The following is a 14,085-nucleotide window of genomic DNA, read 5'->3' as shown; positions in this document are numbered from 1 at the left end:
TCTCCTCTATTTCTTTTTCATAATTATTCTAGTTAAAGGAAAGGATATCTGAATCTTCTTCCGGGCATTCTTCTTCCCACATTTCATCATCCCATCCATTATTGTTGCCATTATTATTTCCGTTATGGGAACCTATCATTGTTCTCTTTTTCGGAGAACAAAACATTCCTACTACCATTCCACCAAATATACAGGTCAAAGCTGCAAAAAATAATTCCCGCTTGGTGACGGTTGTTGTTTCAGATAAACTTGCTATAAATTCTTTTACTTTACACATAACCATTCTCCTTTCGATAAAAAAAGTCCCATACACTGTCATAAAGACAATGCATGGGACGAATATACTCGCGGTTCCACCCTGCTTGCTCTGTCATATTGTCTCTGACAAAGCCGCTCATTTGATGATAACGGAATCACCGGGCTGTATTAAAGCCGCTCCGAGGTGGTCTTCCGAAGCCTTCCTGCCAAACCGCTCACAGCTCGAAGGGGGCTTAAGCCATCTTCGGCGGTTCTCTCTGGTGCATTCCTGCAACGTACTCTTCTCTTCAACGCTTTTTCTACTGTGTATTGTAGACTCTTTTTTTCATTTTGTAAAGAGTGAATCGTTAGAATCTTATTTGTTTCTTCCGCAACACTTCTTATATTTCTTACCGCTGCCACATGGACATGGATCATTTGGGTATACTTTTGCTTCCTTTACAACTGTACCGGACTTTTTCTGTTCAATATACAGTTTGTGTCTGGTTTCTTCATCAAAAATCTTCTCCCACTGTGGAAGTTCATATAACCAATCTGCCTTTGCATCTACCATGTTTTTGTAAAGCTTTTCTTTATCAAATGCAAGACTTACCTTGGTATCTTCTTCCATCTCTTCAATAGGATTTTCTTCTATCAAGCTCTCGTTAATACCATCAAGGAAACCTGTCATCTCCATTACAGACAATCCGTACTTCTCTGCCAGTTCCTTTACGGTACCTTCTACCTTCTCATCTGGATTCTCCAGTAACTTCTCATATACGCCTTTTTCCAGCATAAAATAATCCTGCCAGAACTTCTGAAGCTGTGCTCGGTCAGTTTCCTGATTGTATGCAACGCTTCTCCACTGTTCTAATAATGCCATAATAAATACCATCCTTTGTTTCAAATATTATCATTACATATTCATTATTGATACATGCTATAACAGTATAACTCATTTCTTATGATTTTTCAAAGGATTTTTTTCATTCCTGTTATATATGTAAAAAATCCCCACGGTCAGCACATTTGCCACCGCAGGGATTTTCAAAAGGGGAGGATAAGTATTTAACCTTATCTTTGGTTCAAAGCTTTCGCTTTATCCGAAGAACAAGTGGGGGCTTCGTTTTTCGGATAATTATAGTATCACCCGTTTTTTTCCGTTTATACAAAATTTTAAATATAAATATCTGTCGTACCTGTGATTCCAATTTGCAGAATCATTTTTACCAGTTTCCACATTCCATTTAATATAACATGATTGGCATATCCCAATGGTCTGCTTAATGCACCGCTCACCAGCAGTACAATCAGAATCAGACTGCTGTAACGTCGTATCTCGTAAAAATACTGGTTTACCTTAGGAATAATTTCTCCCAACACATTGGAACCATCCAACGGCGGCAATGGAATTAAATTAAACAGTCCAAGTCCAATGTTTACCACGGCGGAGTAATAAGCAAGCGTCACTCCTATGTAGACCACCCGAGAGATACTTCCATATTTTAATAGCAATCCATAAATCACCAATGAAAGAAATGCTAATAAGAAGTTCATAACCGGTCCTGCCAAAGATACCAGAATTGTGCCTCTCTTCTTATTTTTGTAACATGCCGTATTGATTCGTACCGGTTTTGCCCATCCCATATGGAAAAACAACAGACATAAAGTTCCTGCCACGTCCAAATGCTTAAATGGATTTAAGGTCAATCTTCCATCCCTTTTGGGCGTCGGGTCTCCCATTTTGTATGACACATATCCATGGGCAAATTCATGAAAAGAAATTGCAATTAAAATCACCGGTGCCACATAGAGCATGGAACGTAGCTGATTTATATAATAACTTAACATATTTTTTCTCTCCTAATTTCGTCTTTTTACCCCTGTTTTTAATTATAATCCAATTTCTATAAAATGCAACCTTCCCATTCTTCCTATGTTTTATTCTTCTATAAGATAAAATGCCTTGAAGATTTGTTTTCTTCAAGGCATCCCATTTTTTCTATTTATTGTTCCGTGTGGCATCCACCATGACATCCGGCACATCCGCCGCTACATCCGCTGCAAGCTTTTCCACTCTTTTTATCACGGTATATGGAACGTGCTGCCAATGCAGCCACAACCACCACTACTGCACCAACTATGATTGTACCCATTTGCATCCCTCCTATTTTGAGAATGGATATCATTTATCATAGTTAGTATATTCTAACTCTCTTTTTTTGTCAAGACTTAATTTCATTCTTCCCTCAAAATTTTAGCCGCAGCTACCATATTTTTAAGGCTGGCTTCTGTCTCCGGAATTCCTCTGGTCTTTAGTCCACAATCCGGATTGACCCACAGTTTTTCCTCAGGAATCTTATCAAGCATCCTTCTTAAAGCCTCTACAATTTCCTCCACGGAAGGGACTCTCGGTGAATGGATATCATAGACTCCCGGTCCTGCTTCTGTTTCAAATTCCGCATCCTTTAAAGCATCCAAAATCTCTAATTTGGAACGTGATGCCTCAAAAGTAATCACATCTGCATCCATCTCGTCAATTTCCTTGATAATATCTTCAAATTCACTATAGCACATATGCGTATGAATCTGAGTTTCCGGTTTTACGCCACTGTGACATAACCGGAACGCTTCCAATGCCCAATCCAGATAATCGCTATGCCACTCTGCTTTTCTAAGAGGCAATTTCTCTCTTAAAGCAGCTTCATCAATCTGAATCACAGATATTCTGGCAGCTTCTAAGTCTAGTACCTCCTGACGAATTGCCAAAGCTATCTGAAAAGCCATTTCGCGATTAGAAACATCCTCCCTTGGGAAAGACCAGTTTAAAATAGTAACCGGGCCAGTCAACATTCCTTTCATTGGTTTTTTCGTCAATGACGCCGCATATTTGGAATATTTTACTGTAATTGGCTCTATCCGCTTTACATCACCGAAGATAACCGGTGGCTTTACACATCTTGTACCATAGGACTGCACCCAGGCATATTCGGTAAACACATATCCACCGAAATTTTCTCCAAAGAATTCTACCATATCATTTCGTTCATATTCACCATGCACCAGAACATCCAATCCAAGTTCTTCCTGCTTTTCCACACAATCTTTGATAAATGCAAATACCTGTTCATCATATTGTTCCTTGGTAATCTCTCCCTTACGATAACGACTTCGATTTGCCTTTACCTCTTTTGTCTGTGGAAATGAACCAATGGTTGTAGTCGGAAATATTGGTAATCCAAGCTTTTCTCTTTGTAGTTTCTGACGCTCTGTTCTTGGTACATTTCGCACAAAATCCTTCTTAGAAAGAGCCGCTACCTGTTTGCATATACTGTTGTCTTTCATTCCTCTTTCTGAATGTGTTACTTCTATATTTCTCTTATAAGCTGTCTCATTTACATAATCTTTTTCAGAAAGCTCTGCTAGCTCATGAAGTTCCTCCAGTTTTTCTTCTGCATAGGAAAAATACTTTAAAGTATCGACAGACAGTTTTTTCTCACTTTTGGTAGTATATGGCACATGCAGTAAAGAACAAGAGGTGGTAAGTATCAACTTGTCCGTCACCTTCTTTAGGCTGTCCACTAATGCTAGCTTCTTTTCATAATCACATTTCCAGATATTTTTTCCGTTTACAATTCCCGCATACAAATACTTTTCTTTCGGAAAACCATTTTCCTGAATTATTTTTTCTGTGTACTTTCCTTCTACGAAGTCCAATCCAAGTCCGTCAAATGACAATGCCGTAAGTTCCTGATAGCAGTCACGTACATCACCAAAATAAGTTTGTAATAATACCTTTACGCTTCCTTTCACTTCTAAAATTCCTTCGTAAAGTTCGCAAAAAAGTTTTTTATCCGCTTCATCCATATCCAGAACCAACGCCGGCTCATCAATCTGAATCCACTCTACACCACGCTTATTACATTCCTGCAATAACTCTTGAAACACTTCCTTTATTGGCGCCACATAAGTTATCTTAGATATTCCTTCCTGAGCAACCGCCATTTTCAAGAAGGTATAGGCTCCAATGGTTACCGGTCTTGGACAAATCCCCAGTTGCTTTGCTTCCTCGTATTCTGCAAACAGTTTTTCCGACTGAAGCTTTAATTCCATTCCTTCTTCTAGTTCCGGCACCATATAGTGATAATTGGTATTGAACCACTTTTTCATGGCAAATGCTTTTACATCCCCATGTTCTCCCTGATAGCCTCTTGCCATTGCAAAATATGTATCTAACTCTGATAAATTAAGCTTGCGGTATCTTTCCGGTACTGCATTCAGCATAACTGCCAAGTCTAACATTCCATCATAATAAGAAAAATCATTGACCGGACTTACTGTAATTCCTGCCTGCTTCTGCTTTTTCAAATTTTCACTCCGTAATGTCTTTGCGGTCTCTTTAAGTTCTGCTTCCGTCACCTCTCCACGCCAATATTTTTCTATGACAAATTTCAGTTCTCTCATTTTTCCGATTCTCGGATAGCCTACGATTGTTGTATTCATTTTCTCTCCTCCTTGATTTTTGTCCTTGAACATTGTGACCTTTATTATATAGACACTTTTTTGTTCTGTATAATACCTAAAAACTCCCATTTGATATAGTTGAAATCTATATCAAATGGGAGTTTCCCGCATTCTAAAATCAATATGAGAAAAATAGATATTTGCTTATGCACGAATTGCTGTTTCTAATGCAATCTCAATCATTTTTCCGAAGCCTAACTGTCTTTCCTCCGAAGTCAACTCCTCCGGACGATAAATGTGGTCAGAAATGGTCAGAATGCAAAGAGCATGCTTTCCTGCTCTTGCCGCATTTAGGTATAATGCTCCGCTTTCCATCTCCACTGCCAGAACGCCCATCTTTTTAAAACAGTCCTTTGGATTTGGTCGGTCGTTGTAAAAAGCATCTTCCGATAAGATATTTCCTACCCTTACTTCTGTTCCAAGGTCTTTGGCACTTTCTACTGCCTTGCTCAGTAGATTGTAATCTGCCAGTGGTGCCAGATGTCCCGGACAACCAAACTGATCTCCAAAGTCTGATACCATGGACGCTCCCATACCAATCACTACATCCATAAGATTGATATCATCCTGAAGTGCTCCTGCAGAACCTACTCGGATAATGTTGTCCACGCCGTAGAAGTTAAATAACTCATAGGAATAGATACCGATAGAAGGCATTCCCATTCCGGACCCCATAACGGAAATCTCTTTTCCTTTATAAGTTCCTGTGAACCCTAACATGCCTCGTACCTGATTCACACATCTGACATTTTCCAGATAAGTCTCTGCAATAAACTTTGCACGCAACGGGTCTCCTGGCATCAAAACAGTTTTTGCAAAATCCCCTTCCTTTGCTTCAATATGTGGTGTTGGTGTATTTGCCATAATTTATCTCCTTCTCTCTTTTTATTCTTTTCTTAGTTTAACACTTTTTCCTTATTTTTAAAAGGGCAAAAGAGACATTAAAAATGCCGTCAAACTTGCAAACACCGCCACCTCAAAAAGCCCCTTTCCACGATAGGCAAGGATTAGTGCAACAATGACTCCTGCACTTGCTGTAATAACTGACCCAGTTGCATAAAAAACAGTAGGAAAGGTCATAGCTCCCAAAACCGTATAAGGAATATATGCCAAAAAAGAACGCACAAATCTATTCTCGATTTTTTTACGAAAAATCAAGAAAGGAAGTACTCGAACCATATAGGTCACAGCAAACATCACCAGCAGATAAATCCAGAAATTTTTCATGATTCCATTTCCTCCTCTGCTTCATCCTGTACAGGAAATAACCATGCTCCTACCGCAGATGCTATAACCGCACAAATAATAATGGCAAATCCACTGGAAATGCGATTTAATCCCGGCAGATAATACAAGCCGAAGCTTAATGCTATTGCAAGAAGTACAATCATCAACACATGCTTGTCCTTTTTGGCAACAGGAACCACAATGGCTATAAACATTCCATAAATGGCAAGTCCCAAAGCCGAAACAATATTATCTGGCAAAACATCTCCCAGCACTGCTCCTGCCAGTGTTCCCAGATTCCAACCTAGAAGAGGTAGTACCGTAAGTCCTGCAAAATACTGGCTACTAACCTCTCCTTCCCGGCTCATGGATACCGCAAATATTTCATCTGTTACTGCAAACCCCAGAACCATTTTCTTTCCTGCGGTAAAATTCTTATCTACCTTCTGTGAGAGTGAAATACTCATCAGCGCATATCTTAAGTTGATAATAAACTGTGATATCGCCATCTCAATATAAGAACCGGCAGCTGCCATTACTGTAATTCCCGCAAACTGCCCTGCAGAGGTCAGATTCATAAAAGATACTGCCAATGCCTGCCACCAGTCCAGACCACTTGCTACTGCTGCAATTCCAAAAGTAAAGGACACAGAAAAATAGCCAATGCCAATAGCACAGCCATCCCTGATGCCCTGTTTAAATTCATTCATTTTATCACCCTTAGCCTTTGTTTTCCTGTCCATTCTACTATACTTTTTCTTTTAAAACAACTATTCCGCTTTTATTTTTATACTAGTAGAAATACTCATGGGAAGTTAAGTGATTTCCCTAATTCGAAACTCGGTTTTTCCATTCATGCACTAGAACCTGAATACAAAAAATCCGATTTTCATATGTGGAACACTTTGTGTTCTTCTCACAGCAGCATAAAAGAATGAATGGGTATGCCAGAAAGATGTTTGAGGACAGAGGAACATTGTCTTGAATGTGTATCTGTCCGAGTTCTTTTGGCATACCCTTATCAAACATTCTTGTTGCTGCTGTCTAGAAGAACTAAAAGTGTGAATTCATATTAAAATTGGATTTTTTGTATCAGGTTCTTTGCAGAAGAAGGAAAAACCTCAGATAACGAACTTAGGAAAATACATGTCTTGAACTTTCCATAAGTATTTTTATAGTTATCTGAAATAAAGGCGGAAGAGTAATTAATTTTTACTTGCCAAATCTCCTCTAACCCGATACTATGTTATTAGAAAATGATAAAAGAGGTATTCATATGAAAAAAGCAAAACAGGTTCTTGCTATGATTGGTGTTATCTTGCTAGTGGCACTCTATCTTGGCACACTGGTATTAGCAATCTTAGGAAAAGATTTCTTCCCTATGTTTATGGCCGCTCTTGCCACTACTCTTGTCCTTCCAGGAATTTTATGGCTCTACACATTAATGGAAAAATCAAGAAAAGAAAAAAAAGAAAAGAACTAGCCAATCGAGTGGGTGGGAAATGGACTGAATTTCCCGCCCATTTTAAATAAAAAATATTTTCCTTGACAATGCCCATACAATTACTATATTCTCTATCTGTACACTTCCTGTGTACGTTTGATTCCCAATTCAATTATGGTGTGTCTACACCATGTCAGCACTCCCGGTCTGAAAGACCGATTTGCAGATATTATCGTTATTATTAATGACGTCCATACCTTTCATCTGGAAGCTCAGATGACAAAAGATGAAAGGATTGTATTACGGGTTTTTGAGTACGAATTCTTCTATGCCATGTCACAATGGAGCGACGACAACACCCTATATTTTCCCGAACTAATGATCATTTATCTGGACAATCAGCCCGGAATCCCGAAAGAAAGTATTCTACATATTTCCTTTTGCAATCAGGGCACATTTGACTACAAGGTACAAAACTACATGTATCTGGAACACGATGTCACGGAACTGAACCGAAGAAAAATGATTGTCCTGATTCCCTTTCAGCTACTGGAACTAACCGAACTCCTCTACGCACATATTTGTGCAGATTTAGAAAAAGTAGGAGGTTGTGAAGAAATGAAACCTTTACTAGATGGCGCGATTGAACTTCCCAATGACAAATATCGTTTTAGGATTGATTTTATCTCTCAAACAAGTGCGACAATGCTGTGTCATGCACCACATGCAACTCATGCAATGCTCTAGTTACCGCTACATACAGAAGCTTAGCATCTCCTTCTTTCTTCTGATAAGCATTTTCATCCGGATTCCATAAAATAACTGCATCAAATTCTAATCCCTTCGTGAGCTGAATTGGAAGTACCATAACTCCTTTCTGAAATTCGTCTTCACCTTCTTTTACTCCCATTAATCCCTTTAACTGTTCTCTTGCTCGTTCTGCCTCTGCCTCATCCCGACAAATTACTGCTGTGGTGTCATAACCTCGCTCTTGTATCTCCTTGATAAGCTCTGCCGTCTTTTTCGCAATCTCTCTGGTCTTATAAAATTCTACCTGTCTGCCATGACGAATAACCGGATGAATCTTATACTTTCCAAAGGATGCTTTTTCTAGTATTTTTCCTGCATATTCTGAAATCTCTATGGTATTACGATAACTCTTTGCCAGAATGTGAAACCGCGTTCTTTGTGATTCAAAAATCTCCTGTTGCAAATCCTCCCAATCATTCATACCAGTTTCATAGTTAATGTTCTGGGACACATCTCCCATAATGGTAAAATAGCATCCGGACAAGATTCTGCTGAGCACATAATACACCATAGAACCAAAGTCCTGTGCTTCATCCACAATAATCTGTCCATACTGATCCTGCACTTCTTTTTCTGAAATCCGCTTTTGAATCAATGCAAGAGCTGCCACATCATAAACATCAAAGTTCCCTTTCCTCGTTCTTTCCGACCATTCTGTGACATCCATCTGATGTTTCTTGCCATATTGCTCTATAAAATTCTGATAAATATTTAACAAATTTTTCTGAGGTGCTTCTAATTTGTAATATCCACGATACTCTTTTATCTTTTCCTTGCAATAATCAGAATTATCCTCCGGCACCAGAAAACGAATGCGGTTCTTAATACGCTCATTCAAAAGTTTACATATCTGATACACCGAAGCATTTCTATTTTCCTGCAACGTGGTAGCAATACTTTCGTCTGAAAGAATCACACCAAGCCTTTCGTCCTTCACCGGTGTACAAGGCAACAGTTTTTCTCGCATTTCTGCCAGATATTCTTCTAATTCCTTCACAAAAGCCAATTTACTCTTAAATGCTTCCTGCGGTTCTATGATTTTATATTTTTTCTTCCACTCTCTTCCCAGCATTTCACAGAAAAATGCATCCATCCTCTTCTGCTTTACATGATGTACATCCAACTCCGGCAATCCACTAGTGATATAGTTAAGTAGCATATCGTTACTTCCAATAATACAAAACTCACTGGGTGTAAAACGTTTCTCGTAGTTGTACAAAATATAAGAAATCCGATGCATGGCAACCGTTGTCTTTCCACTTCCTGCCACTCCCTGCACAATCACATTGGCAAAAGGTGTTTCACGAATGATTTCGTTTTGCTCCTTTTGTATGGTGGAAATAATATCTCCCAGAATCACATCCTTATTCTGGGATAGATACTTCACCAATAATTCGTCCGTAGCTGCCGTATCGTTGTCATAATAACCCAAAAGCTTTCCTTCGTTCACATCAAAGGTTCGTTTAAGTTGCAAATCTACCGGAATAGTTCCAATATCCGGGACGTCATAACTTCCGGCTCCTAATTCATTTTCATAATACAGTGTGGAAACCGGGGCCCTCCAGTCGATAACAATAACATTCGTTTTATCCTTGGAAACTCCGTTCTTCCCGATATACAGACTTTCCTCCTGTCCGGTCTCTGTTTCCTTATAATCCACTCTTCCAAAATAAGGCTTCTGAAATGCTGCCTTGTTTTTCCGCAGCATATTTTCATTATGTTCCTGCATGTCCCTACTTACAATCAGCTGGTCGTAAAGCTCCATATCCCCGGAGGAGACTGCTGCATACAATTCTTCTGTTTCCTTTTTTCCCTTTTCCGCCTTTTCTTCATAAAGGACGATATTCTGCCGTATGACCTCTCTACACCTATCAAAATATTCCTGTTCTTCTCTCATATGCTTTTGCCTCCTTCTTCGCATTTGCTTTGTTTTTTCTCTCTTTTTTTGTTGCTTAGTAAGGATAACAAAAAAATAAAATTAATACTAGACTTATATTTTTGATTATGATATAGTGTTGTATAGAGTCATAGCAAAAAGCAGGAACGCATGTCAGAACATGTGTTCCTGCTTTTTATATCTTTTTATTCTCCAGTTGTATCTGTTGTATCTTCTGTCTCCTCTTCTTCCGCAGTCACATCCTCAACGGATTTCGAGAAAGTTGTATTCAGATTCGTCTCTACCACATAAATAGCACTAGAATTATTATCCATAATGTAATATTCACTGGTGATTTCATTTTGCATACCAATAGTGATAGTTCTGGTTCCATCCTCCATGGTAAAAGTCAATACATTGGTAGGGCTATCAAATCCGTACTCACTGGTATCTTCTACATTCTCTAGTTTTTCTTCTGCTGTCACTGCTGTTACTGCATCCAACATTTCACTGATTGCATCCTGGTCAATGTTAATACTATGATCCGGCTGATAATACCAGGTATATTCTTCTTTTTCAAAAGTAATGGTATTTCCATCTATCTGATAAGAAAAAGATTTTACGGCATCCTTATCAATACTTACTGCTTCTATTTTTTTACTTTCTTCTTCCTTCTGTTCCTGTTCCGCTGCCTTTTCATTATAAGTCTTTAATCCAAAATAGGCTGCAACACACACAATCACTAGGACGCAAATGCCAATAAACTGTTTTTTTTGTCCATCCATTATCGTTTTCTCCTTCTTGCCCAGATGATAATACCTGCTACTAACAATCCTACCGGAATCAAAACCAGCATAATCAGCATTCCACCGGTAACCACTGCCTGACTCACTACTAAACTGGAAACCTCATAAGATTTTACCGGAATTATACTTTCTGCTTCTCCACCACTAAACTGAGTCGTAATTCCTGTAAAAAGATTCAGATTGTTTCCGTATACATAGCTGCTTGCTTCATCCGTGAAAATATCTGCTGCACCAAACAAATAAAGTTCTGTACTTTCTCCCTCTTCTTCCGTTGATGCTTTTGACACATGCAATCCCACTGTAAAAGGACCTGCGATATCATTTTCTTCTTTATTAAAGGTTTCTGCATTTGCCAAGTCTACCTTGGAATAAGCACTTTCTGAAGTGGTAAGAAGTGGCGTATAAGTAATATCACTGCTTTCTGCTTCTTCCTCCGTCTGTTCCGGATAAGTAAATCCCTGACAGTAAGGTGCAAAAATGTATCCATTGCTTGCCTCTGAGGTTACAGTATCATACTCAATTTCCGGCAAAAGGCAATATGGCGCCTGAGGATAATAATATCCTGACTCTCCTTCCATTACCATACCATCCACAATACTTACATCATATGCTGCCAAAATTGTTTTGAAGTTTGTTAAATCCTCAGCCTCATAATTTCCTACAATTACTGCTTTTCCACCATTTTCGAGATAACTCTTTATCTTATTTACATCATCTTCCGAGTAATCCTGCTTCGGTGCTATCATGAAAAGACATGCTGCATCTTCCGGAATTGTTTCATTTTCTACCAAATTCAAAGAAGCAACATCTACATTCTGCTTTTCTAATGCATCCGTAAAGCTTCCAGACAAAGTCGCTTCTCCGTGTCCACTAATTTGATACATCACTGTCGTATTTTCGCTGGTAACATAAGAAATTGCACTGGTCAGCTGACCTTCTGCGTCGTAACCGGATACTGTCTGCTGATAGGTGCTGTAATCTACACTATATTCATAAATATCATTATAATCAATTACTTTCGAACGATTCTCTCCTACCACAATAAGACTGTTACTGGTTAAGGCTGTGTCTGAATACTCTCTGTAAAAGGTTGGGGATACGGATGGGTCTTTATACTCCACTGTAATATGACTAGAAGCATCCTCATACCGTTTCAGTGTTTTTTCCAAATTGGTATCCTGACTATCCTTTTTTGCAAGAACATAAATAGTAATATCCTCTTTCAAGTCCTTTAAAATCTTTTCCGTGTTATCGGTAATAGAGTATAATTTCTGAGAGGTTACATCAATGCTTGCTATCTTTTCCGGTAACTGAGATGCTACCATGTTTACTGCCACGGCTGCCACAAGCGCTACTGCAATCATACCACTACTGAATACTCCAAGCTTTATTTTTTTTGTACTCATGCTCCACCGTCTCTTTTGAATAGCTTGACATGCAAAGAACAAGCATAACGCTGACAATGACACATAATAAATAATAGCTTTTACATCGAGGCATCCCTGGAAAAAATTATCCAATCCACTAGTCAAATCAAAACCGTTCAATATCTTAGTTATAATATTTCCGGTAGAAGAAATTACCTGAGTAATTCCACTCATCATATAACCTAAGAACAACGCCGCAAAGGTCAGTACTGCTGCAATTACCTGACTTTCCGTAATAGAAGAAATAAAAGTACCTATAGCAATACATGTCATACCAAACAACCAGAATCCTAATACTGCTGCATAACACTCACTAAAAGGTATTTCTCCAAAAATTCGTAAAAACAATGGTGTAATTCCTATCATCACTATGGAAACTGTAAAAATCGTACCTACTGCCAAATACTTTCCTACTACCAAATCTCCTACAGAAACAGGGGATGTTAATAGCAGCTGGTCCGTCTTTGCCTTGCGTTCTTCTGCCAGCACACGCATAGTAAGTACCGGTACTGCAATCAACAAAATTACTGTGGTTGCCGATAATGTATTACTGATATACGGAGATGCATACATCAAATTGTATACATAAAAATATAGTCCAAACAATGCCATAATTGCTGCTAAAAACAGCCAGCCGATTACAGACTGAAAAAGTGATTTTATTTCTCTTTTATAAATTGCCCACATTACTGTTGTCCTCCTTCCCCAGTCAGTGTAAGGAAAATATCCTCCAAGGATTTTCCACTGGTACTCATGCCGAAGATAGGAAGTTCAGCATCTGCAAAAGCATAAAATACTTGTTCCCGAATATCCGTATCTTTCTCCGTTTCTAATATCAACTTACAAATCTCTTCATTTTCCATCTCTATTTGCATACTATGTACACCGGAAATATTTTCTGCCACTCTTCGCACATCTTCTTCTGCGCCTTTAATTTCCAATGTCAGTTCCAGCCCGCCCTGCATTTTTGCAGTCAGATTTTCTGTGGTATCACTTGCCACCAATTTTCCCTTGGAAATAATAAAAATATGATCACATACCGCACTGATTTCAGAAAGAATATGAGAACTCAAAATAACTGTATGGTCTTCTCCCAACTTTTTTATCAGTTCTCGAACCTCTATCATCTGCTTTGGATCTAATCCAACCGTCGGTTCATCTAAAATAATAATCTCCGGAAATCCTAGGATTGCCTGAGCCATTCCCACTCTCTGCTTATATCCTTTAGACAGATTTCGTATCAGTCTTTCCTTCATTTCCGTAATGCCTGTCATTTCCATCGCCTTTTCTACTGCTTCTTGGCGTTCTGACTTTGGAATCTGCTTTAATTCTGCGACAAATCTCATATATTCCTTTACTGTCATTTCGACATACAGTGGTGGCATTTCCGGCAGATAGCCGATAGACTTTTTCGCCTCCTGAGGCTGTTTCAAAATATCGAATCCGTTGATTTTTATTTCTCCGGATGTGGCTCCAAGATACCCTGTAATCATGTTCATAGTAGTAGACTTTCCAGCCCCGTTTGGTCCAAGGAAACCATATATTTTTCCTTTTTCCACAGTAAGACTTAAGTCATCTACTGCCACATGATTGCCATATTTCTTGGTCAGATGTGTAATTTCAATCACGTTGATTCCTCCCTGTGTTTTCTTCGATGTTTTTTGTCCTAAAACATCCTTATTCTATTCTAGGAAGAAAATGTGTTGATTTCCGGAAAAAACTGTGTTTTTTTTG

At 38.7% G+C, this 14,085-nt stretch carries 14 protein-coding genes; 2 read left to right on the top strand and 12 right to left on the bottom strand.

Annotated elements, in window-relative coordinates:
* Positions 1 to 28 precede the first annotated feature (28 nt).
* The 8 genes from BIV20_RS05325 to BIV20_RS05290 all read right to left on the bottom strand — a co-directional run bounded on the left by BIV20_RS05325 (position 29) and on the right by BIV20_RS05290 (position 6,698).
* Positions 29 to 277, bottom strand: coding sequence for a hypothetical protein (locus tag BIV20_RS05325; protein WP_075718784.1), 249 nt, complete (start codon positions 275 to 277; stop codon positions 29 to 31).
* Between the two features lie 336 nt (positions 278 to 613).
* Entirely contained in the window at positions 614 to 1,120 is a 507-nt protein-coding gene (locus BIV20_RS05320) for an SEC-C metal-binding domain-containing protein (protein WP_075718782.1), read from the bottom strand.
* A 293-nt stretch (positions 1,121 to 1,413) separates the two neighbouring features.
* Entirely contained in the window at positions 1,414 to 2,088 is a 675-nt protein-coding gene (locus BIV20_RS05315; protein ID WP_075718780.1) for a site-2 protease family protein, read from the bottom strand.
* 155 nt (positions 2,089 to 2,243) lie between these two features.
* Entirely contained in the window at positions 2,244 to 2,393 is a 150-nt protein-coding gene (locus BIV20_RS05310; RefSeq protein WP_075718778.1) for a FeoB-associated Cys-rich membrane protein, read from the bottom strand.
* A gap of 82 nt (positions 2,394 to 2,475) precedes the next feature.
* A complete protein-coding gene (gene metE, locus BIV20_RS05305) occupies positions 2,476 to 4,740 on the bottom strand; it encodes a 5-methyltetrahydropteroyltriglutamate--homocysteine S-methyltransferase (RefSeq protein WP_075718776.1) in 2,265 nt (754 codons plus the stop codon).
* Between the two features lie 165 nt (positions 4,741 to 4,905).
* On the bottom strand, positions 4,906 to 5,625 hold the full coding sequence (deoD, locus tag BIV20_RS05300; RefSeq protein WP_075718774.1) for a purine-nucleoside phosphorylase: 720 nt from the start codon (positions 5,623 to 5,625) through the stop codon (positions 4,906 to 4,908).
* Positions 5,626 to 5,682: 57 nt separating this feature from the next.
* Positions 5,683 to 5,988, bottom strand: a complete 306-nt coding sequence (locus BIV20_RS05295; protein WP_075718772.1) for an AzlD domain-containing protein — start codon at positions 5,986 to 5,988, stop codon at positions 5,683 to 5,685.
* Entirely contained in the window at positions 5,985 to 6,698 is a 714-nt protein-coding gene (locus BIV20_RS05290) for an AzlC family ABC transporter permease (RefSeq protein WP_075719208.1), read from the bottom strand. The genes BIV20_RS05295 and BIV20_RS05290 overlap by 4 nt, the downstream gene beginning before the upstream one ends.
* A 566-nt stretch (positions 6,699 to 7,264) precedes the next feature.
* Here BIV20_RS05290 and BIV20_RS05285 point away from each other — a divergent pair.
* Together BIV20_RS05285 and BIV20_RS05280 are read left to right on the top strand one after the other, a co-directional pair.
* Entirely contained in the window at positions 7,265 to 7,471 is a 207-nt protein-coding gene (locus tag BIV20_RS05285; protein WP_075718770.1) for a hypothetical protein, read from the top strand.
* A gap of 237 nt (positions 7,472 to 7,708) precedes the next feature.
* Positions 7,709 to 8,179 carry a hypothetical protein gene (locus tag BIV20_RS05280; protein ID WP_143524502.1) on the top strand — a complete coding sequence of 157 codons (471 nt, stop codon included), beginning with the start codon at positions 7,709 to 7,711 and terminating at the stop codon, positions 8,177 to 8,179.
* On the opposite strand, the gene BIV20_RS05275 is transcribed toward BIV20_RS05280, so the two are convergent.
* The 4 genes from BIV20_RS05275 to BIV20_RS05260 all read right to left on the bottom strand — a co-directional run bounded on the left by BIV20_RS05275 (position 8,115) and on the right by BIV20_RS05260 (position 13,979).
* Positions 8,115 to 10,139, bottom strand: a complete 2,025-nt coding sequence (locus tag BIV20_RS05275) for a HelD family protein (RefSeq protein WP_075718768.1) — start codon at positions 10,137 to 10,139, stop codon at positions 8,115 to 8,117. The genes BIV20_RS05280 and BIV20_RS05275 overlap by 65 nt on opposite strands.
* A 185-nt stretch (positions 10,140 to 10,324) precedes the next feature.
* Positions 10,325 to 10,903, bottom strand: coding sequence for a DUF4340 domain-containing protein (locus BIV20_RS05270; RefSeq protein WP_075718766.1), 579 nt, complete (start codon positions 10,901 to 10,903; stop codon positions 10,325 to 10,327).
* Positions 10,903 to 13,038, bottom strand: a complete 2,136-nt coding sequence (locus BIV20_RS05265; RefSeq protein WP_075718764.1) for a Gldg family protein — start codon at positions 13,036 to 13,038, stop codon at positions 10,903 to 10,905. The genes BIV20_RS05270 and BIV20_RS05265 overlap by 1 nt, the downstream gene beginning before the upstream one ends.
* Positions 13,038 to 13,979: an ABC transporter ATP-binding protein gene (locus BIV20_RS05260; protein WP_075718762.1), complete on the bottom strand. Its 942-nt coding sequence runs from the start codon at positions 13,977 to 13,979 to the stop codon at positions 13,038 to 13,040. Before BIV20_RS05260 ends, BIV20_RS05265 begins: the two co-directional genes overlap by 1 nt.
* Positions 13,980 to 14,085 lie beyond the last annotated feature (106 nt).

Origin of the sequence: Roseburia sp. 499, from assembly GCF_001940225.2 — a bacterium.
Taxonomy (GTDB): Bacteria; Bacillota; Clostridia; order Lachnospirales; family Lachnospiraceae; genus Petralouisia.
This window is presented reverse-complemented; position numbering and strand designations above follow the sequence as displayed.

Excerpts from the sequence above, each read along its gene's own strand:
- BIV20_RS05310 (WP_075718778.1), bottom strand. The coding sequence starts at position 2,393 with ATGGGTACAATCATAGTTGGTGCAGTAGTGGTGGTTGTGGCTGCATTG.
- BIV20_RS05320 (WP_075718782.1), bottom strand. The coding sequence starts at position 1,120 with ATGGCATTATTAGAACAGTGGAGAAGCGTTGCATACAATCAGGAAACT.
- BIV20_RS05270 (WP_075718766.1), bottom strand. The coding sequence starts at position 10,903 with ATGGATGGACAAAAAAAACAGTTTATTGGCATTTGCGTCCTAGTGATT.
- BIV20_RS05290 (WP_075719208.1), bottom strand. The coding sequence starts at position 6,698 with ATGAATGAATTTAAACAGGGCATCAGGGATGGCTGTGCTATTGGCATT.
- BIV20_RS05295 (WP_075718772.1), bottom strand. The coding sequence starts at position 5,988 with ATGAAAAATTTCTGGATTTATCTGCTGGTGATGTTTGCTGTGACCTAT.
- metE (WP_075718776.1), bottom strand. The coding sequence starts at position 4,740 with ATGAATACAACAATCGTAGGCTATCCGAGAATCGGAAAAATGAGAGAA.
- BIV20_RS05285 (WP_075718770.1), top strand. The coding sequence starts at position 7,265 with ATGAAAAAAGCAAAACAGGTTCTTGCTATGATTGGTGTTATCTTGCTA.
- BIV20_RS05315 (WP_075718780.1), bottom strand. The coding sequence starts at position 2,088 with ATGTTAAGTTATTATATAAATCAGCTACGTTCCATGCTCTATGTGGCA.
- BIV20_RS05280 (WP_143524502.1), top strand. The coding sequence starts at position 7,709 with ATGACAAAAGATGAAAGGATTGTATTACGGGTTTTTGAGTACGAATTC.
- BIV20_RS05325 (WP_075718784.1), bottom strand. The coding sequence starts at position 277 with ATGTGTAAAGTAAAAGAATTTATAGCAAGTTTATCTGAAACAACAACC.
- deoD (WP_075718774.1), bottom strand. The coding sequence starts at position 5,625 with ATGGCAAATACACCAACACCACATATTGAAGCAAAGGAAGGGGATTTT.
- BIV20_RS05265 (WP_075718764.1), bottom strand. The coding sequence starts at position 13,038 with ATGTGGGCAATTTATAAAAGAGAAATAAAATCACTTTTTCAGTCTGTA.
- BIV20_RS05275 (WP_075718768.1), bottom strand. The coding sequence starts at position 10,139 with ATGAGAGAAGAACAGGAATATTTTGATAGGTGTAGAGAGGTCATACGG.